This is a genomic window from Bradyrhizobium sp. 33ap4, from assembly GCF_032654765.1.
GTDB classification, from domain to species: Bacteria; Pseudomonadota; Alphaproteobacteria; order Rhizobiales; family Xanthobacteraceae; genus Bradyrhizobium; species Bradyrhizobium australafricanum.
In genome coordinates this window covers 131,941-149,333 of record NZ_JAUMTJ010000018.1, presented here as the reverse complement: position 1 = coordinate 149,333, position 17,393 = coordinate 131,941, and the positions used below count along the sequence as shown (strand labels likewise).

Genomic DNA, 17,393 nt, shown 5'->3' with positions numbered 1-17,393 from the left:
TCCTGCAAAATCGAATACTACATCAAGACCAATTCTGCTTATTTCTCAAGTCAATCCGCATTCTTCACGGACGACGATTTCATGATGCGGCTCCAATGCAATGCTGCCGCATCAACGGCGCAGCGGCACCGCCGGTTCCGGGAAGACGAGCGGTTCACCATCGACCGCGCCGCCGGCAAGGCGGCGCCGTCGGATTAGCTGTTGTCGAACGCACCGCGACAGCGAGCCGGCGCGATTTCACCGGCCGGCCCCGGAGGAGCTCAAGGCCTCGTGGCCGGCGTCGACGCCGGCTCACCGTCGCGCGGTGCGCGCTCGCATGATTTATTTGGAGACAACCAGGGCGGCGACGGCAAGCGGCATGGTGTTTCTCATACGGAACTCCTCATTGCGGATGCGTCGCCCACGCCGAACCAACCGGGCGCGCGAGCGGAGGTTTCATTAACTCGCGGACAGCTGCCCGCCGCATGCCTCCACGTCTGCGAGACGCGGCCGGTTCAGCCGATCACTCCAGTTTCTTGCCGCCGTCGGTCACGCCGTCGAGGAACACGCCGGTTTCGCGGTTGAGAAACTCGACATCCGCCGGGAAGAAACCGCCGGCCGAGGCGTGGCCGGTCACGGTGCCCGGGCTGATCGTCTTGATGGTCACGCCTCCGATTTTCTGGCCCATCTGGTTCGGCTCGAATTCGGGATTGAGCAGGTCCTTGGTGCCGGTGAGGATCAGCGTCTTCGCCTTGATCGACGCCAGCGCCTTCGCGGTGTCGCCGCCGAACCCGGCCGTGGTGCCGACATCGTGCCGGTCATAGGCCCAGCTCTGGTAGATCCAGTCGTTGGCGTCGAACAGCTTCCACAGCGCGGTCTCCTGCTCGGCCATCCAGGGCAGCACGTCGGGGCCGGACTTGAACTGCGCCGCATACATATCGGGCGTGCGCGCCGCGAGCAGCGCGACGATATCGCGGAACAGCTTGAGGCCCTTCTCCGGCGGCGCCTCGTAATTGCCGTCCTTCCACGCCGGATCGTTCATGATCGCCTTGCGCGAGGCCTCCATCACCGCGACCGACCAGGCCGGCGTCTTCGCAAGCGGCACCATCGCAACCAGCGCGTCCATGAAGTCCGGATGGCTGACGCCCCATTGCAGCGCCTGCATGCCGCCCATCGAGGGGCCGACCACGGCGACGACATGGTCGATGCCGAGCTTCTCCTTCATCAGCCGATACTGCGATTCCACCATGTCGCGGATCGCGAATTTCGGAAACTGCATCCGCGGCTGCGCCTTCGAATTGCTCGGCGACGTGGTCAGCCCGTTGCCGATCGCGTCGGTGCAGACGATGAAATACTTGTCGGGGTCGAGCGCCTTGCCGGGGCCGATCATGAAATCGAGCCGGTGATGATTGCCCGAGATCGCGGTCACCATCAGGATGGCGTTCGACTTCTTCGCGTTCAGCGTGCCGTGGGTGACGTAGGAGATCGAGAAATCCTTGATCGCCTCGCCGCTCTCGAGCTTCAGGTCGCCTTCGTTGTAGAGCTGGTGGGCAGGCTGCTGCGGCGTGTGTGCGAAGGCGGGCGGGATCGCCGGGCATGCCAGCAGCGACAGGATCGCGGCGAAGTGGGTGATGCGCTTCATTGGTCTCTCCCCATCGGGGCGGCTCTGTTCGGCCGCCTTCCGCCGCGAAGCATACGGGCCGGCGGCGCCGCGGCAAGGCCGCGGGCGCGAAGATTTAAGCGGCGCAGGCGCGGAATAAACCGCCGCCTGCACCGCGACAGCCGCCCGTCGTCGCATTGCGCGAACCGGCGCGCCGCATGCATTTTGCGCCACAATGCACGCGCTGGTTGCCGAACCTAATCGCGTCTCGCGCGTCAAACATATGTTGTTTGATTGTGGAATGCTCCGGTTCACAATGCCGGGCCAGAGCGAGTCGGACCGGCGGAGTCGATCATGGGCGAGGATTTGAACCGGCAGCGCGTCTTGAACTTCCTCGACGTTTATTATGCCGGCGGCATCGAGGGCGCGCTCGATCGCTGCAGCGACGACGTCGCGTTTCTCGCCAACGCCCCGATCGACATTCTTCCGCATATGGGCCAGCACCGCGGCAAGGCCGCGCTGCGCCAGATGTGGACCACGATCCACGAGCGCTATTCGGACATGCGCTATGAGGCGCCGATCGTGGTGACCCAGGGCGACAGGGTCGCCGCGCAGCTGCGCGTGTTCTTCCGCAAGCGCAACAACGCCCGCGTGGTGCAGTTCGATGTGGCGGTGTTCTACACGCTGCGCGACGGCAAGATCACCGAGATCCGCGAGATCATCGACACCTTCGACCTCGTCCAGCAGGTGCTGGAGCGCGACGTCGCGGCGGCGCTGACCGGGCACGACGACATCGTGCAGGCAAATTCGCAACGCCGGCGTTGAACCTCGACAGCCCGGCGCTGACTTATTACCGGGCTTGTTGCGGTCGGGGCTGAAATCACCATGAAAATCGCATTGCTCGCTGTGCTTGGCCTGGCGCTGGGCGCCCTTGGCGGCGCCGCCTTCGGCATCGGAGCCGGGCTTAGCTGGATCGGATTGGCTAGAACCTCTGGTATCGACAGCGGAACGCTGGTGTTTTTCACCTTCATGCCGCTCGGCGCCGCGATCGGCGGCATCGGCGGCGCGCTGCTGTTCGCGGTGGTGGCGATCCGCGACGCCGAGATCGTGATCGAGCGGCAACCGGTGCGGCAGCGCGACCGCTGAATTGCGGCGACCGGAGCGTTTTCGCGCGAAGCCTGCCCCGCACGTGAGTGGATGCCGGTTCGCATCAAAAAAGCGCGTCGGAACCAGAATCCAGAGGTCGGCGGTCACATTCGGGTAAAATTCGGCGCAATTGTGCATTGCAAAAAAGTCATTTGCGTTTTTGCCGTTCGGCACTATTTCAGGCCGCAATAGCGATGTGCAGCAACCTGGCAAGGCGTCGGCGCTGACCCCCTGCCATCCGTTTGCGTTTGAAAATCCAGTTTCAGGACAAGGCCAAAATGACAGAGCATAGTCTCTGGCGTTTTTCGCGCGCATTGCATCGCGCGATCAACGAACGCCAGCTTGCAGATATCGAGCCGCTGCTCGACGACGAGGTCGAATGGTCCATCTATGGGCCGATCGACCTGTTTTCCTTTTTCGGCGCGCGCCGCGGCAAGGCCGCGGTGCTCGAGGTGATCCGGCAGATCGGCGAGAACCTCAGGGTTCACCGCTTCGACCGGGAACAGATCATGCTCGGCGTGGATTCCGCAGCCTCGATGCTGCGCTATTCGCTGACGGCACTCGACTCCAACAAGCCGATCTCGCTCCGGATCGCGCATTTCGCGCAGTTCAGGGCCGGCAAGCTGACGAGCTTCCGCGTGCTGGTCGACAGTTTCGACCTCGTCGAGCAGACCGTCGGCTACCCGATCCATCTGCCGCGCATCGCGGTCTGACGGCCTTTCGATTTCACGCCTTCGTCATGTCCGGGGCGCTAAAGCGCGAAGCGCGTCTTCGCGTTCAGGCGCCCCGGCAGCGGCGGCCTGTTTTGCCAGCCCCGAACGGCCGCGCTCGGGACGCGCCGCGCGAACGCGCGGCGCGTTTGTCCCGGACATGACGATCACGCGTTGATCACTTGCTTTCAGAGCGCCGATGCCACAATTTTGCGCCACGGCAATGCATGCTGCGGCTCTGGAATTTGCGGGCTGGGAATGACTTTCACATTACGATTTGGCTGGGCAAGGCTGCAGGTGCTGGCAGCCGGCTTCAGCCTGGCGATGGCGCTGTCGGCCGGCGCGCAAACCCCGCCGTGGCAGATCGCTCCCGCCGCCCAGGATAGCGCAGCTGATAACGCCGAGGCTGCGGCCGACGAGGAGCCGCCGGCGGCCAATGCCAATGACGCCGACATCCTGAAGGACATCGACGAGAGCAAGCTCGACTGGAGCCAGCTCGACACCGATTCTACGAGCCTGCCCACGCTGGCGCCGAAGCGTGCGGCGAGGCCCGCCAGCATCGCCGGCAAGGATCCATCCTGGTCGACCAACAACAACGCCAACGGCTCGTCGGCGGTGTCGGTCAAGCAGTCGATCTCGCCATTCCTCGATACCCGCATCGGCGCCGACATGACGGTCGCAAGGCAAGGCACGATGACGACGTCGGAGCAATTGTCGGAGCGGCTCGCCAATGGCGGCAGCCTGCCGCAGTCCGGCGGCTCGGCCTGGGCCGCGATCTCTACCGGCGGCGTGGCCTCGATCTGGGACAAGACCTCGGTCGAGGCGCGGGTCGATCCCTCCGCCGACCAGAGCAAGGTCGGCACCTCCTTGAGCAAGTCGGTGCCGCTGTCGGAGCAATATTCGCTGACGCTGCAGAACGGCTACAACCTCATCCAGCAGGGCGTGGTCCCGGTGCCCGGCATCATCAACCACTCCTCGCGCAGCTACGACACCGATCAGTCGGCGAGCCTGTCGGTTAACGACACCGGCACCAGCATCACGGCAGGCCAGATGCTGTCGACCTCCGACGACCGATGGCTGCGCCGGATCGGCGCCGAGCAGAAGCTGTTCGACGGCGTCACCGTCTCCGGCTCGGTCGGCGAGACCTCCCAGGGCACCACCAACAAGAGCATCAGCGCCGGCTACAAGCGCTCATGGTGAACGGTCTGTTAGCTCTATCGCGCTAAATGATCAGGCATTGCCGCAACTTGGCCCAGATGCGGTCAAATTCGGCGGCACTGATAGGTCCGTAACTTCATCAATTCGTCGTGCGGGGGACAAGCCGCGCTTCGCCATTGCGAACAAGGGGAAAGCCGATGAACGCCACCAACCGTACCGAGGAAGCCGAAGTCGAAACGACGTCCGAGGTCGACACCAACCTCGCCGCCGTCTCGGAAGTCGAAGCCGGCATCCGCGACTTCGTGCGCAACGATATCGCCTATCTGCGCCGGCCGGTGGCGAGTCCGGAGACCGCGCCGACCGACACCAACACCGATGCCACCGTCAGCAACGTCAATTCGCTGATCCAGCGCGTCGCCGGCACCTCGCTCGCCGAGATCGAGAAGCTGATCGGCGAGCTCGAGAGCCTGCGTGACCTGCTGCATGCCGAGGGCCAGCGCGTCCAGCGCGAGATCTCCGGCTATGCCCAGCTCAGCCAGGCCGCGATGAAGTCGACGCGCATGATCGCCGACAACGTCTCGCAGTGGAAGCGCGCCGCCGACGGCCTGCGCAACAGCTGATACTTCAGTTTTCCAAACTGATCGCCGCCGCCTCCTGAACGGGGGGCGGCGGCTTCGCTTTGCGGCCTGATTCAGCGCAGAACGATTCGTTATTCAGCGCGGTGTAAACTCCGCGACGTCAATTTTTTGCAGAAGCCGATTTGAACTGGGGATGTCGAGCCCGCGTCCAATCCGGAATTCGCGTCCGGACCGCGCCTAGTGTGCTGAATGCGAAGTTCGTGCGATTTCGCGGCAGCCACTTTCACGAACTTCGCATTCATAAAGCACACTAGAATCAAAGGTTTGCTAGTGTCCTTATCGAATCCGAAGTTCGCTCCGAAGGTGCGGCAAATGATGCGAACTTCGGATTCGGGACACTAGCCGGGCATCCATTTGGAGACGAAGTCATGCAGAGCGTCCGGCCGGATAACGCCGCCGATCCGATTCCGCTGCGCCAGCCGCAGCAGGGCATCGGCACGATCATGATCCGCTTCATCGGCATCCTGGCAGCCGCGACGGTCGTGATGGTGCTGATCTGGAATCGTTAGACTGAAGCTTGGAAGAAATGTGACGCAGCCTGCCGACAGATCACATTGAAAAGCGCAAATGCACGCCACCTGCGCTCCCTCGAGCGCCGGGAGTTACAGACGGTCAATCAGCGGTCGATGCTCGCGGTGGTCTCGAAGGAATAATTGCCGTCGGCAAAGCCCTTCACGACCATTCCGGTGGCCAGCATCACCACAACCGTTACCGTCGCGAAGATAATGCCGACGAGTTTCAGCGCGCTGCGATCTGCCATGGTATCCCCAGTCATTCTTGCCAGATGTCCGTGCCCTCAAACCATAAGGCAGGGACAAAGGTTCAGAATGCGTTAGCAAAAACTGAGTTCCACGCAACGCACAACTGCGTCGGCAGCAGAAGTCATTCGCTAACCATGGCGTCCGGGCAACATCAGAGGCGCGCGGGCAACATCAGGAACCGGGATTCCGCCGCGGCACGAAAGCGGTGGCGAGGAACGAGAACACCACCTCGTTGCGCTGATTGACGCCGGTGTTGCGGGCCTGAAGGATGCCCCATTCGGGCCGCTTTTCGGACGTGCGCTTGGTCTCGACCTGGTTGGTGAAGCTGATGGTATCGCCCGCCAGCACCGGGCGGATCCAGCGCAGTTCGCGGAAGCCCGGCGAGGGCCCCCAGACCGCGACCTCCTCGCCGCGCGCGGCGGCTTCCGCGGCGAGCCGCTTGCCGTCGGCGACGAGCAGCTTCATGCAGACGCTGGCGACATGCCAGCCCGATGCGGCGAGCCCGCCGAACAGCGAGTTGCGCCCCTCCTCCTCGTCGAGATGGAAGCGCTGCGGATCGAACTGCGCGGCGAACCGCTTGATGTCCTCGGGCGTGAAGGTGAAGGAGCCGAACTCGCGCCGCGCGCCGATCTCGATATCTTCAAAAAAGCGCATGACCTCTCCTATGCGCTCGCGCCGTCGCGGCGGCTGACGATGATCGGCGACTCCATCTCGCACAGCATCTCGCCGCGCGCGTTGCGGATGGTGCCCTTGAAAGTGACGATGCCGGTCTCGGGCCGGCTCTTCGAGACGCGCGCCTCGACGACGTCGACATCCAGCGTCAAATCGTCGCCCGGACGCAGCGGCGCCACCCAGCGCATCTCGTTGACCCCGGGCGAACCGAGCGAGGCGGTGCGGCCGATGAAGCCGTCGAACAGCATCCGCATCATCAGCGAGCCGAGATGCCAGCCCGAGCCCGACAGGCCGCGGAGCATGGATTTCTTCGCCGCCTCCTCGTCGAGATGCATCGGCTGCGGGTCGAATTCGGCGGCAAAGGCGAGGATCTCCTCGCGTGAAACATGGCGCGGGCCGAACGTGCCGAAGCGGCCGGGCTTGAAGTCTTCGAAGGTCAGCGTGGTCATTGGGTGAGGATATGCCGGAGGGAAGCCCGATTGTGGCCGTTATTTGCGGCAATCACAATCGGCCCACTCGCATAGCTCGCCCCTGGACTGCCGGCGCCCGGTCCGGGGCTCGCCTTTGGCGAGACCGAATGGGCTTCTGCGGTATCGATCCCTCTGGTCGCGGAGGCGCCTGGCGCCGTCCCGAACCATTGGCCCGGCGAAAGCCTCTTCCCGACGGACGCCTGCGGCGCAGGCTCCCGGGATGAAGTGATCACGCCGGCGGTCACGCAGTAGGATGAACGAGACGCGAATCATATTCGGCTGGCCGGGAGAACCATGATGTTCGATTTCCAGGATCTGTTTCAGTGGGACCGCTTCATCACGCCCACGATCATCAAGACGTTCTACTGGCTGGTGATCGCGGTCATCGTGCTGTTCGGGATCTCCGGCATCCTGTGGAGCCTCACGGCGATGGCGATCAGCCCGTTCGTCGGATTCATCCAGCTGCTCGCGTCGATCGCCAGCGTCTTCGTCGGCATCGTGTTCTCGCGCATCGCCGCCGAGTTCATCCTGATCGTATTCCGGATCAACGAGCATCTCGGAGCGATCCGCGATCGGGACGGAGCAATGCACTGAAGCGAACGGCACCCGGCCGAACGCGACCGACCGGCGGGGCTGTGGTTAATCCGAAGTAGCACCCGCGCGCAAATGCCCGCGAAATTCCGACCAGGATCTTAAATCCGCTCGCGTACAGCCTTCCGCATTGCCAAGACCAGCGCGGGGGCGTCGTGAATTCGAGGAATGGGTTTGTTGCCGTGAGGCCGGGTGCCGAGCCGGGCTTTACGACCGAGGATATTTTATGGGCTGTCGGCATCTGGTCGGTGATCCTGACCCTAGCGCCGGTGATCGTGTTCTATCTGCTGATGGTGGCGTGAGGGCATCCCCTCCGTCATTCCGGAGCGATGCGTGAGCATCGAATCCGGAATCTCGAGATTCCGGGCTCATGCTTCGCATGCCCCGGAATGGCTCCAATATTCTCGACGACAAAAAACGCGCGGGAGCCGCGCGTTCTTTCCATTTCAAACCAAAACGGCGTTGTTACGCCGCCTGCTTGTGCATCGTACCGGACGCCGACGCCGTGCCGCGGATCGCCTTGATCGAGCGTTCGATCGCGGCCCACAGCCGATTGATCTCGGCGGCGGCGCGGCCTTCCGCATAATATTCGCGGGCGCCTTCGCCCTGGCCGAGCGCCATCAGAAGATCGGCGCGGTTGGTGATCTGGCCGCTCCACACCGGAGCGCGGAATTTCGCCAGCGCCTCGCGCGCGATCGCGACGATGCGGCTTTCGGCGCCGTCACGCTGCGCGGGCGCACCGTTGATCACGACGGCATAGGGCTTGCGCATCGAGCGGCAGGTCTGGATGGTTTCCTGCACGGCGTTGACGTCGAACACGCCGGGCCGCGCCGGAATGATCACCATCGTGGCGTTCTTGATGGAGTCGTCGACCACGGCCGAGAGGTTCGGCGGCGTGTCGATGAACACCCACTCGATGCCGTCACGCTTGGCCTGGGCAATGATCCCGCTGACCGAGTTCACTGCCGTCTTGATCGCCGGCTCGTTGGTGCCGCGCAGCTTGTGCCAGAGAGTCAGCGAGCCCTGCGGATCGGCGTCGATCAGCAGACAGGGCTTCGTTGCCTTGTGCACTTGCGCGGCGAGGTGAGCAGCCAGGGTACTTTTTCCCGAGCCCCCCTTACGCGAAGCGAAAACAATCACGTTCATACGTTGGCCTCCAGATTGACCCCAGGAGGCGAAAATGAATCAGCACGCTGATTCGCGAAAGAAAAAATTTCTTGCAATCCGCAAAGTGGCCAAGATTACCGGTGCGTTTTGCTTTTTGAGTCACACCGAACTTATGACGCAACCGCAAATGGAAGCCCTAAGCGTTTGATATGACTCGGTGCCTAGCGTTTTCCGGCAGCTTTCGCGCGCTCGCGCTCGATCCACTTGCGCTCGATCCAGCCGAGCAATTGCGCGGTCGGTTTCTGCAGGAACGGAACGTCCTGCGCGAACAAAAGGAGTCCGAGCGGCAGCATCCAGAGTCCGAGCACCGGCAGGAAGCTGAAGATGCCGCCGATGATCAGGAGGATCGCGAGCGGAATCCGCACATAGCGCGACGACGGCTTGCGCAGCCACGCGACGAAGCGCGCCGGCTTTTCCGGCAGCTTGGCTTCGAACCAGGCGAAGTGCCGATCGATCTCTTGTTTGTAGTATTCGCTCACGCGTCCCACTCCATCCGTTCCACAAGCGGAACAGATTTGGCTGACAATACAAGCCCCAGAGATGATGCTGCATGACAGCGTCACAAGGCGTCAGTCTGTCGCGCATCGCAACCTTGAAATCGCATGGAGGCGATCCACCGCGCGATGAGATTGCGTTGACCGCGATGGCGCTGCGCTCCCTCTCCCCGTTCTTACGGGGAGAGGGTTGGGGTGAGGGGCTGTCTCCGCGTGGATGGCGATAGTTGCGCTTGTGGAGACTCCCCCTCACCCGGAACGCATCTGACGATGCGTTCCGACCTCTCCCCGCACGCGGGGCGAGGTGAAGCGCACAGCGGTCCGCTCGACGAGAATGCGCCAAGTTAGCCGCGTGCGCGCGATGGGAATCATTTAGTGGGTGGACTTCTTCGCCCTGTGCGATTTGGCGGCCTTGTGCTTGGCAGCACGCCGTTCCACGCGCTCGCTCGCTTCACGCGGCTCGGGACCACCGCGGAAGAACACCCGGCAGGCCGGCGAGAGCTGCGCCTTGTTCCTGATCATGCAGGCCGTGATGCGATCGACGTCGGGAATCTCGGGGCCGCAAAGCCTGAACGCATCCGGCGTACAGGCCTGCTGCTGGTCTTGCGTATAGGCCTCACTTCGGCCCGGCAGCAGCAGCGCCGCAAGAGCGATGCTTGATATCAACGCAAACGAAAAACTCCTTGAACAGGCGATCCCCATGCATCCCCCCAAAGGTGTCACTAGGCGTCGTTAAGGCGTCGTGTCAGTCAGTTTGGGTGACGGGACGGAGAAGTGCAAGCGGACGCGGTGACACGCCGGGCGACAAGGGCGAGCGACCTTGCGATGGTCCGATCTTGCGATGTCGCGCTGAATGATCTTGCGGATGGTACAGTTGGGTGGGCTCGAACCACCGACCTCCTGTTCCACAGACAGGCGCTCTAACCAACTGAGCTACAACTGCATCCTGACGCGCGGCCCGCTCAAGCGGGGCGGCGATTTCGGGCGGAAACTAGGTGCAACGCCGCGCTTTGGCAAGGCCGTAACGCGCCGATTTCCGCTGTTATGTCGGGCCGTTCGACGGCCGCGTCCAGCAAAAAGGCCCGGACCGCTTCGGCCCGGGCCTTTCGCTGGTTTCCCAAACGGCAGCGATCAGGCGGCCGGCTTGTAGAACTTCGAGGCGCTGGCCTTGATCGGCTCGGCGGTCTCGCTGGCGACCTTCTGGCCGAGCTCGGCCAGTTCCTTGGCCTGCGCGGTGTAGGTCTCGAACTGCTTGCGGGCGTGCGACGTCCACAGCTCGACCGCTTCGGTCGGCGACTTCACGCTGAACAGCTCCTGGGCGAAGTCGAGCGAGGAGGTGGTGTTGGCCTTGAAGAACTCGATCAGCTTGGCCGAATACTCGCTGGCGCCCTTGCTCACCGAGGTGAACACGGCCTCGACCGTCGAGTTGTGGGTCTCGGCAGCGTCCTTGAACTTGGCGTAGCTGTCGCGGGCCTGCAGAACGCCCTTCTCGGCGAACGCGCGCATCTGCTCGGGAACTTCAAACGGAATGATCGAGGCGGAAAACGGATCGGACGGGTTGGTCATACGTGTAATCCTTCGCAACGGGTGAGTAGATGTGACCATTGCGGACGTCCCGGAGCCCATCAGGCCGGGAGCGCTGAAATGGATCACGCTGCCTTGATTCACGGGAGCGCCCTTCGTCGGGCGCGCCTAATAAACACCCATATCATGTCAATTTTGTGCAACGCAACGTAAGATCGCGTGCGACGCCACATTTTTTATCTGACGGAACAAAAGATTACCGCGGCCGACCGAGGCTGAATGCGCCAGGGTCGGCCGCGGCCAATGCGCCTCGTCAGTTCTTCGGCTTGACCGCGTCCATCGCGGCCCGGCTGACGGCCTGGCCCATCTCGCTGGCCTGCTCGGCGAGCGAGCGCATCTGGCCCTGCACATATTCGCTGTGCAGCCGCATGACGTCGCTGAGGTCCTTGGCCTTGAGCAGCGCCTCGGCGTAGTCCAGCGACGACTGCACGTTCTTTTCGGCATAGGACAGCGCCTTGGTCGAAAGATCCTTGGCGCCGGCGCGCACCGTGGCGTTGCGCTCCTCGATCTTGCCGGCGGTGTCCTTGGCGTTGGTCACGAATTGCTCGAACGCCTTGCGCGCCTGCTCAAAACTCGCCTCCGCCATCGACCGCATATCCTTGGGAATCTCGAACTTGGGGATCTCGAAATGGTCACGCCCGTTGTCGCTCATGGTCGCTCTCCCTCGCTTGCTGATCGGCCCGCCGCTTGGCCCTGCGGGCCCAGGGCAAGATAGACGGCAGAATATATATCGTGGCACTGCAATCGCAGGTGTGACGCGGCGCCGCCTGGTTCCGCATCGCGCGGCTCGCAGCAACCTCTCTTTGTCCGACAACGCCAAACGGCTGTGGATCGTTCAGCCGAGTTAACGTTATCCCGGCTTTGGCGGGGGCAGTTTCGCTGCGGACATGGACCTGCCGCCCCCCAGTTGCGATACTAACCTTCTGTTAAGGCTGTCGTCCTGCGGCTGCCGGGCCTTCGGCTGAGCTTAAGGAAGAAAGCCAAACCCATGCGGTCAAATCTTGCGTGATGAGTGACGCGGAATTCCAGATCCAGGCGCTTGGCGATGTCAGGCTGGCGGATCATGCGACGGGCGCCCTGCCGGCATGGCTGTGGGCGGCCGACGGCGCGCGGATTCTCTGGGCCAATCCGGTCGGCGCGCAGGTATTCGGTGCCGCCAACGGCGCCGAGCTGGCGAAGCGCGGCTTCGGCCCGGCCGATCCGCACCGCCGCCAGGTCGCGCGGCTCGGCCACAGCCTGAACGCCAATGGCGCGGTCCGCCTGGAGCGGCTGCGCGGCTTCGGCGCTGCGCCCGGCATGCTCGCGACCTGCGGCTGCGCCCGGATCGACCTGCCGGACGGCAGCCACGGCATCCTGATGACGGCGCTCAACGCGACCGGCCGCGGCATGCCGCTCGCGGAACGCCTGCAGCGGCTGCTGCAGGGCTTGCCGCGTCCGGCCGCCGCCTTCACCAGCAACGGACTGCTGGTCGCAACCAATGAGGCGGCGCGTACGCTGCCCCGCCTGCACGACCTCACCGAAGCCGGTCTCGATGCCGCGCGCGGTGAGGCGCTGGCGCAGGGCCGCGCGGCGGCGAGCGTTGCGATCGGCCGCGTCGTGCTGCAGCGGATCGGGCACGGCGCCGATCGCGCGCTGGTCGCGTTGATCAAGCCGGCGGCGCATCTCGCCGCAAGGCCGGCGCCGATCGTGCCTGCGCCGGTTGAGCCGGAGACGCCGGCGCGCGAAGCACCGGCTCCCGCAGCGCCAGCGCAGCAAGAGGCCATGGCCGTAGAGCCGCCGCCAGCACCTGCAGTTGTAGAACAGGCCGTTGCGCATGACGAAGCGCCCGCGACGGCCAGCGCAGCACCGATCGCCTTGTTCGACGCGCTGGATCCGCAGTTGGAAGAGCGCGTCACGATCGAGCCGATCGTCAGCGCGGCCAAATCCGAACCTGAGAATGCTGCTCCATCTGCCGCGGCAGCAGAGGCGGCGCACGTAGAGACCGCAGCTCTCGACACCACGCAAGACGAAACAGCTGCCGCCGAGGAACCTCTGTCGGAAGCACTGATCGAAGTGCCGGACGGCGCGCAGATCGAAGAGCCTACGCCTCTTGCCCCGCCACTTGCGTCGGCAGAACTCACGCATTCAGAGCCGACGCCCGTCGAGACTGCACCTCTCGACACCACGCCCGACGAAAACCCCGCCGTCGAGGAGCCGCTGTCGGAAGCGCTGATCGAAGCACCCGCTGAAGCGCCGGTCGAACAGCCTGCGCCTGATCTCGCAGAGACGGCACGCACGCACGCGCCGGAAATATCGGCGCCCCCGGCCGATCCCGCCCCCTCGCCTTATGCGATCGCGGATGCGCCCGCGCCGCCGCCTGCCGCCGAGCCGGAGCCCGCGACATTGGCGCCGGTGCCACCACCATCATGGCTCGACGAGCCGTTGCCGGTGCGGCGCCATCCGCTGCGCTTCATGTGGCAGATGGACCATGAGGCCCGCTTCTCGCTTGGCTCCGATGAATTCACCCGCCTGATCGGCCTGCACACCGCGGCGGGCTTCGGCCGGCTGTGGAGCGACATCGCCGAGAGTTTTGGCCTCGATCCCGAGGGCCGCGTGATGCAGGCGTTCGCCAGCCATGACACCTGGAGCGGCATCACGCTGCACTGGCCGGTCGACGGTGGCGGCCGGCTGCCGGTCGAACTGTCCGGCCTGCCGGTGTTCGATCGTGCCAGGAATTTCGCCGGCTACCGCGGCTTTGGTGTGTGTCGCGACCTCGACGGGCTTGCGCGACTCGCCGCATTGCGCCGCTATGAGTTCTTCAGCGGCACGGTCGCGCCGCAATCGCTGTCGGCCGATGTCGCACCGGCGCCGCGCACCGTTGCGCCGCCCGGGCCCGCCGCGCCACAGGACGATCCTCCGCCGCACGCGGAGCCGCCGCCCGACACGACCGCAGCAGCACCACCCGAGGAATTGACCGAGCCGACAGCCGCAGAGACTTCACACCGAGCCGATCCGGATCACGCCGTGGAAACGCACGAGGAAACGCACGAAGTGCGTCACGACCCGCCACCGAATGTGGTGCCGTTCCGTCCCGCCGGCGACACCCGGCCGCCGTCGCTGACGCCGGTCGAGAACAACGCCTTCAACGAGCTCGCCCGTCAATTGTCGGCGCGGCTCGAGAACGAGGCCGGCCTCGCCGCGACGACGGACGACAGCGTGCCGGCCGAGCCGGTCGCCGAAGCGCCGCCCGCAAGCGAACCGCCGCAGCAAGCAGAGGCGCCAGCGCAAGAGGCGGTCGCGCAGCTGGAGACACCGGCGGAAACACCAAAGGCCAGCTGGCTGGCTGCGGCGGAGCCGGCGCCGCGCGCCGACTCCCGGCGCGACCGCGCGCTGCTCGATCTGTTGCCGGTCGGCATCCTGATCTACCGGCTCGACCGCCTGCTCTATGCCAACCGCGCCTTCCTCTCGCGCATGGGCCATGACAGCCTGCACGCGCTGGAAGCCGCCGGCGGCCTCGACGCGCTCTATGTCGAGCCCGGCGTCTCGCAGGCGAGCAGCACGTCGGGCACCGGCACGCCGGTGACCATCTCCGCGAACCAGAGCGCCGAGCACGGCGCGCAGTCGGTGTCCGCCGAGGCGCGGCTGCACACCATCACCTGGGACGACGATTCCGCGCTGGCGCTGATCTTCTCGCGCACGCTGGACGAGGATGCTGCGATCGCCGCGGCGCTGTCCGAGCCGGAGCCTGCGGCCGCCGCCGAGCCGCTGCTTGCGCCGGCTGAGCCGCAGGCCGGCCAGGCCGACGCCGAGGAGCTCGGCGCGATCCTCGACACCGCGGCCGAAGGCATCATCATGTTCGATGCCGAGGGCAACATCCATTCCTGCAACCGCAGCGCCGAGGCGCTGTTCGGCTATGACGGCGACGAGTTCGTCACCCGCAAGCTCGCCGACCTGTTCGCGCCGGAAAGCCAGCACGGCATCCACGACTATCTCGCCAGCCTGAAATCGGCCGGCGTCGCCAGCCTGCTCGACCATGGCCGCGAGACGCTCGGCCGCGTCCGCCAGGGCGGCATCATCCCGCTGTCGGTGACGATGGGCCGCACCCGCGCCGACGGACCGAACTTCTTCGCGGTGTTCCGTGATCTCTCGCAGACCAAGAAGAGCGAAGGCGAATTGCGCGAGGCGCGGCGGCTCGCCGAACGCGCCGCCAACGCCAAGTCCGACATGCTGGCGCGGATCAGCCACGAGCTGCGCACGCCGCTCAACGCCATCATCGGCTTTGCCGAGGTGATGATCGGCGAACGCTTCGGCGCGCTCGGCAATGAGCGCTATGTCGAATACATGAAGGACATCCGCGCTTCCGGCGAGCGGGTGATCGCGATCGTCAACGATTTGCTCGACCTGTCGCGGATCGAGACCGGCAAGCTCGACCTCGCCTTCGCCAGCCAGAATCTCAACGAGATGGTGGAGAGCTGCGTCGCGGTCATGCAGCCGCAGGCCAACCGCGAGCGCATCATCATCCGCACCTCGCTGGCCCACACGCTGCCGCCTGTGGTCGCTGACGCCCGCGCGCTGCGCCAGATCACGCTGAACCTGATCGGCAACTCGATCCATCTCGCCAATGCCGGCGGCCAGGTGATCGTCTCGACCGCGCTGTCGGATTTCGGCGAGGTGATGCTGCGCGTGCGCGACACCGGGCAGAGCCTCAACGACAACGAGGTCGCCGCCGCGCTCGAGCCGTTCCGCGCCCCGACGCCATCAGATCAGGCCGGCTCCGGCGGCGTCAGCCTGTCGCTGACCAAGGCGCTGGTCGAAGCCAATCGCGCCAAATTCCAGATCCGGACCGGCGGCCGCACCGGCACGCTGATCGAGGTGACCTTCGCCCACGCCACAGCAAGGGCGTGAGCCGCGATCCGCCCTTCGCGCTCTTGCCGGCCGATTCCAGGACACTGCGAACATCTGTCGCGTCGGATCCGCGCGGCGCGGCATAGATCTTGCTGCGATTCGGCTTGTTTGAAATCATTGCCGTGCGGCCCCGCCCGTTTTCCGGGCATTCGGATTTCACCGATGCGCTGTCTTGTCGTCGCCGATCTGCATTACTCGTTGCCGCAGTTCGACTGGCTGCTGGCGGCGGCACCGCAATTCGATCTCGTGATCTTCGCCGGCGATGCGCTCAACCTCGGCTCGGCGGTCGATTTCCGCGCCCAGATCGTCGTCGTCACGAAATACCTGTCGCGGCTCGCCGATCTCACACGGGTGATTTTCTGCTCGGGCAATCACGACCTCGACGAGCGCAACCCGGAGGGCGAGAAGATCGCGCGCTGGGTCGCCGGCATCCGGGAGTTCGGCGTCGCCTGCGACGGCGACAACCTGACGATCGGCGACACGCTGTTCACGGTGTGCCCGTGGTGGGACGGCCCGCTGGTCAAGGCGCGGATCGACGATCAGCTTCGCGCGGCGGCCGCGGTGCCGCACCGCCGCTGGGTCTGGGTCCATCACGCCCCGCCGGCGGATTCGCCGACCAGCTGGGGCGGCAAGCGCTTCTTCGGCGACGCCGAGCTGCTCGGCTGGATCGAGCGCCACCATCCGGCGATGGTGATCTCGGGCCATGTGCATCAGTCGCCGTTCATCCAGAGCGGCTCGTGGTTCGACCGGATCGGAGCGAGCTGGGTGTTCAACACCGGCCTGCAGCCCGGCCGGCCTCCGGTCTACATCGTGCTCGATCTCGCGCAGGACAAGGCGTTCTGGCTCGCCGCCGGCGATGCGCAGATGATCGATCTCAAGGCGCCGCTGTCGCGGCCGGCGGCGCCTGTGCGCGATGCGCCGGACTGGCTCATATCCTTGGATCGGATTGCCGATCCGAGCCTGGCGCGACCTGCATCGGCGGCAGGTTGATCATGCTCTGCAGCACCTCGCCGACCATCGCCAGATGGGTGCCGTGATCGGCATATTGGTGCATCAGGTCGGCAAGATAGGTCGTGGCGACATGAAGCCGTTGCGCCAGGAGCTGCGCGATCAGCAGCGCCACCTCCGGCTGCTCGCGCAGGAACGACGCCGCATCGTCGAACTCGTACAGGACGCAATCAGTGGCCGTGCGCACCTTGGCGCTGTGCGCCCGGTCGAGCAACACACTCATCTCGCCGAACACCGCGCCGGCCTCGTCGATCACGGCGACCAGACTGTCGCCCTTGACGACTTCCACCTTGCCCTCGAGCAGCACGAACAGATGACCGGTCTTGCCGCCCTCCTCGATGAAATCCGTGCCCGCCGGCAGGCTGCGCCTGCGACCGCCGGTGCAGTGATCAAGGATCGCTCGCATGTTTCATCTCCGTCTCCGGTCAGACTAGGCAGAGATGCTGTCGCGTCAAACGGCATTAGCTGGGCGTTCTGCCCAAATTGTCGGCACGCCACCGCGTGACCCGCGGCGCGATCCAGCCCTTTGCG

22 protein-coding genes and 1 tRNA gene are annotated in these 17,393 nt (G+C 64.9%); 12 read left to right on the top strand and 11 right to left on the bottom strand.

What is annotated here, in order from left to right; genetic code table 11:
* Nucleotides 1–198 (top strand): hypothetical protein (locus tag Q2M23_RS16265; protein WP_316396108.1); only part of this gene is annotated, 198 nt, incomplete at its 5' end.
* Between the two features lie 304 nt (nucleotides 199–502).
* Here the strand turns inward: Q2M23_RS16265 and Q2M23_RS16260 are convergent.
* A complete protein-coding gene (locus Q2M23_RS16260; protein ID WP_229191209.1) occupies nucleotides 503–1,621 on the bottom strand; it encodes an alpha/beta fold hydrolase in 1,119 nt (372 codons plus the stop codon).
* A 312-nt stretch (nucleotides 1,622–1,933) separates the two neighbouring features.
* Between Q2M23_RS16260 and Q2M23_RS16255 the strand changes: the two genes are divergently transcribed.
* The 6 genes from Q2M23_RS16255 (at nucleotide 1,934) to Q2M23_RS16230 (ending at nucleotide 5,740) form a co-directional block, all read left to right on the top strand.
* Nucleotides 1,934–2,404 carry a nuclear transport factor 2 family protein gene (locus tag Q2M23_RS16255; RefSeq protein ID WP_057019035.1) on the top strand — a complete coding sequence of 157 codons (471 nt, stop codon included), beginning with the start codon at nucleotides 1,934–1,936 and terminating at the stop codon, nucleotides 2,402–2,404.
* Nucleotides 2,405–2,464: 60 nt separating this feature from the next.
* A complete protein-coding gene (locus Q2M23_RS16250; RefSeq protein WP_028336038.1) occupies nucleotides 2,465–2,725 on the top strand; it encodes a hypothetical protein in 261 nt (86 codons plus the stop codon).
* A gap of 278 nt (nucleotides 2,726–3,003) precedes the next feature.
* Nucleotides 3,004–3,438, top strand: a complete 435-nt coding sequence (locus Q2M23_RS16245; RefSeq protein ID WP_026193357.1) for a nuclear transport factor 2 family protein — start codon at nucleotides 3,004–3,006, stop codon at nucleotides 3,436–3,438.
* 255 nt (nucleotides 3,439–3,693) lie between these two features.
* Nucleotides 3,694–4,635, top strand: a complete 942-nt coding sequence (locus Q2M23_RS16240) for a hypothetical protein (RefSeq protein ID WP_316396107.1) — start codon at nucleotides 3,694–3,696, stop codon at nucleotides 4,633–4,635.
* A 155-nt stretch (nucleotides 4,636–4,790) separates the two neighbouring features.
* Nucleotides 4,791–5,213 carry a hypothetical protein gene (locus tag Q2M23_RS16235; RefSeq protein ID WP_016841371.1) on the top strand — a complete coding sequence of 141 codons (423 nt, stop codon included), beginning with the start codon at nucleotides 4,791–4,793 and terminating at the stop codon, nucleotides 5,211–5,213.
* Nucleotides 5,214–5,599: 386 nt separating this feature from the next.
* Nucleotides 5,600–5,740: a hypothetical protein gene (locus Q2M23_RS16230; RefSeq protein WP_167350365.1), complete on the top strand. Its 141-nt coding sequence runs from the start codon at nucleotides 5,600–5,602 to the stop codon at nucleotides 5,738–5,740.
* A 107-nt stretch (nucleotides 5,741–5,847) separates the two neighbouring features.
* Here Q2M23_RS16230 and Q2M23_RS16225 read toward each other — a convergent pair whose 3' ends face one another.
* The 3 genes from Q2M23_RS16225 to Q2M23_RS16215 form a co-directional block, all read right to left on the bottom strand.
* Nucleotides 5,848–5,991 (bottom strand): hypothetical protein, encoded by a 144-nt coding sequence (locus tag Q2M23_RS16225; RefSeq protein WP_016841369.1) that lies wholly within the window; start codon nucleotides 5,989–5,991, stop codon nucleotides 5,848–5,850.
* A gap of 172 nt (nucleotides 5,992–6,163) precedes the next feature.
* A complete protein-coding gene (locus Q2M23_RS16220; RefSeq protein ID WP_076829845.1) occupies nucleotides 6,164–6,646 on the bottom strand; it encodes a MaoC family dehydratase in 483 nt (160 codons plus the stop codon).
* Between the two features lie 8 nt (nucleotides 6,647–6,654).
* Nucleotides 6,655–7,113 carry a MaoC family dehydratase gene (locus Q2M23_RS16215; protein ID WP_057019033.1) on the bottom strand — a complete coding sequence of 153 codons (459 nt, stop codon included), beginning with the start codon at nucleotides 7,111–7,113 and terminating at the stop codon, nucleotides 6,655–6,657.
* 318 nt (nucleotides 7,114–7,431) lie between these two features.
* Between Q2M23_RS16215 and Q2M23_RS16210 the strand changes: the two genes are divergently transcribed.
* Nucleotides 7,432–7,728, top strand: a complete 297-nt coding sequence (locus Q2M23_RS16210; protein ID WP_028340592.1) for a DUF4282 domain-containing protein — start codon at nucleotides 7,432–7,434, stop codon at nucleotides 7,726–7,728.
* A gap of 152 nt (nucleotides 7,729–7,880) precedes the next feature.
* Nucleotides 7,881–8,027, top strand: a complete 147-nt coding sequence (locus Q2M23_RS16205) for a hypothetical protein (protein WP_162832441.1) — start codon at nucleotides 7,881–7,883, stop codon at nucleotides 8,025–8,027.
* Between the two features lie 163 nt (nucleotides 8,028–8,190).
* Here Q2M23_RS16205 and Q2M23_RS16200 read toward each other — a convergent pair whose 3' ends face one another.
* Nucleotides 8,191–8,871 (bottom strand): ParA family protein, encoded by a 681-nt coding sequence (locus tag Q2M23_RS16200; protein WP_028336032.1) that lies wholly within the window; start codon nucleotides 8,869–8,871, stop codon nucleotides 8,191–8,193.
* A 34-nt stretch (nucleotides 8,872–8,905) separates the two neighbouring features.
* Here Q2M23_RS16200 and Q2M23_RS16195 point away from each other — a divergent pair, with 34 nt between their 5' ends.
* On the top strand, nucleotides 8,906–9,040 hold the full coding sequence (locus Q2M23_RS16195) for a hypothetical protein (RefSeq protein ID WP_256521274.1): 135 nt from the start codon (nucleotides 8,906–8,908) through the stop codon (nucleotides 9,038–9,040).
* 13 nt (nucleotides 9,041–9,053) lie between these two features.
* On the opposite strand, the gene Q2M23_RS16190 is transcribed toward Q2M23_RS16195, so the two are convergent.
* The 5 genes from Q2M23_RS16190 to Q2M23_RS16170 all read right to left on the bottom strand — a co-directional run bounded on the left by Q2M23_RS16190 (nucleotide 9,054) and on the right by Q2M23_RS16170 (nucleotide 11,622).
* On the bottom strand, nucleotides 9,054–9,380 hold the full coding sequence (locus Q2M23_RS16190) for a hypothetical protein (protein WP_018273595.1): 327 nt from the start codon (nucleotides 9,378–9,380) through the stop codon (nucleotides 9,054–9,056).
* A gap of 378 nt (nucleotides 9,381–9,758) precedes the next feature.
* Nucleotides 9,759–10,052 (bottom strand): hypothetical protein, encoded by a 294-nt coding sequence (locus tag Q2M23_RS16185; RefSeq protein WP_375162575.1) that lies wholly within the window; start codon nucleotides 10,050–10,052, stop codon nucleotides 9,759–9,761.
* Nucleotides 10,053–10,252: 200 nt separating this feature from the next.
* Nucleotides 10,253–10,329: transfer RNA gene (locus Q2M23_RS16180), tRNA-His, on the bottom strand.
* A 188-nt stretch (nucleotides 10,330–10,517) separates the two neighbouring features.
* Entirely contained in the window at nucleotides 10,518–10,952 is a 435-nt protein-coding gene (locus tag Q2M23_RS16175; RefSeq protein WP_028336028.1) for a phasin, read from the bottom strand.
* A 271-nt stretch (nucleotides 10,953–11,223) separates the two neighbouring features.
* Nucleotides 11,224–11,622: a phasin family protein gene (locus tag Q2M23_RS16170; RefSeq protein WP_092085090.1), complete on the bottom strand. Its 399-nt coding sequence runs from the start codon at nucleotides 11,620–11,622 to the stop codon at nucleotides 11,224–11,226.
* A gap of 356 nt (nucleotides 11,623–11,978) precedes the next feature.
* Here Q2M23_RS16170 and Q2M23_RS16165 point away from each other — a divergent pair, with 356 nt between their 5' ends.
* Both Q2M23_RS16165 and Q2M23_RS16160 read left to right on the top strand, forming a co-directional pair.
* On the top strand, nucleotides 11,979–15,854 hold the full coding sequence (locus tag Q2M23_RS16165; protein ID WP_316396106.1) for a PAS domain-containing protein: 3,876 nt from the start codon (nucleotides 11,979–11,981) through the stop codon (nucleotides 15,852–15,854).
* A gap of 162 nt (nucleotides 15,855–16,016) precedes the next feature.
* Nucleotides 16,017–16,844, top strand: coding sequence for a metallophosphoesterase (locus Q2M23_RS16160; protein WP_316396104.1), 828 nt, complete (start codon nucleotides 16,017–16,019; stop codon nucleotides 16,842–16,844).
* Here Q2M23_RS16160 and Q2M23_RS16155 read toward each other — a convergent pair.
* On the bottom strand, nucleotides 16,783–17,268 hold the full coding sequence (locus tag Q2M23_RS16155) for a Crp/Fnr family transcriptional regulator (protein ID WP_229192476.1): 486 nt from the start codon (nucleotides 17,266–17,268) through the stop codon (nucleotides 16,783–16,785). The two genes, Q2M23_RS16160 and Q2M23_RS16155, sit on opposite strands and share 62 nt — an antisense overlap.
* Nucleotides 17,269–17,393 lie beyond the last annotated feature (125 nt).

Coding starts and splice junctions, on each gene's coding strand:
- Q2M23_RS16260 (WP_229191209.1), bottom strand. CDS start 1,621: ATGAAGCGCATCACCCACTTCGCCGCGATCCTGTCGCTGCTGGCATGC.
- Q2M23_RS16255 (WP_057019035.1), top strand. CDS start 1,934: ATGGGCGAGGATTTGAACCGGCAGCGCGTCTTGAACTTCCTCGACGTT.
- Q2M23_RS16250 (WP_028336038.1), top strand. CDS start 2,465: ATGAAAATCGCATTGCTCGCTGTGCTTGGCCTGGCGCTGGGCGCCCTT.
- Q2M23_RS16245 (WP_026193357.1), top strand. CDS start 3,004: ATGACAGAGCATAGTCTCTGGCGTTTTTCGCGCGCATTGCATCGCGCG.
- Q2M23_RS16240 (WP_316396107.1), top strand. CDS start 3,694: ATGACTTTCACATTACGATTTGGCTGGGCAAGGCTGCAGGTGCTGGCA.
- Q2M23_RS16235 (WP_016841371.1), top strand. CDS start 4,791: ATGAACGCCACCAACCGTACCGAGGAAGCCGAAGTCGAAACGACGTCC.
- Q2M23_RS16230 (WP_167350365.1), top strand. CDS start 5,600: ATGCAGAGCGTCCGGCCGGATAACGCCGCCGATCCGATTCCGCTGCGC.
- Q2M23_RS16225 (WP_016841369.1), bottom strand. CDS start 5,991: ATGGCAGATCGCAGCGCGCTGAAACTCGTCGGCATTATCTTCGCGACG.
- Q2M23_RS16220 (WP_076829845.1), bottom strand. CDS start 6,646: ATGCGCTTTTTTGAAGATATCGAGATCGGCGCGCGGCGCGAGTTCGGC.
- Q2M23_RS16215 (WP_057019033.1), bottom strand. CDS start 7,113: ATGACCACGCTGACCTTCGAAGACTTCAAGCCCGGCCGCTTCGGCACG.
- Q2M23_RS16210 (WP_028340592.1), top strand. CDS start 7,432: ATGTTCGATTTCCAGGATCTGTTTCAGTGGGACCGCTTCATCACGCCC.
- Q2M23_RS16200 (WP_028336032.1), bottom strand. CDS start 8,871: ATGAACGTGATTGTTTTCGCTTCGCGTAAGGGGGGCTCGGGAAAAAGT.
- Q2M23_RS16195 (WP_256521274.1), top strand. CDS start 8,906: ATGAATCAGCACGCTGATTCGCGAAAGAAAAAATTTCTTGCAATCCGC.
- Q2M23_RS16175 (WP_028336028.1), bottom strand. CDS start 10,952: ATGACCAACCCGTCCGATCCGTTTTCCGCCTCGATCATTCCGTTTGAA.
- Q2M23_RS16170 (WP_092085090.1), bottom strand. CDS start 11,622: ATGAGCGACAACGGGCGTGACCATTTCGAGATCCCCAAGTTCGAGATT.
- Q2M23_RS16165 (WP_316396106.1), top strand. CDS start 11,979: ATGAGTGACGCGGAATTCCAGATCCAGGCGCTTGGCGATGTCAGGCTG.
- Q2M23_RS16160 (WP_316396104.1), top strand. CDS start 16,017: ATGCGCTGTCTTGTCGTCGCCGATCTGCATTACTCGTTGCCGCAGTTC.
- Q2M23_RS16155 (WP_229192476.1), bottom strand. CDS start 17,268: ATGCGAGCGATCCTTGATCACTGCACCGGCGGTCGCAGGCGCAGCCTG.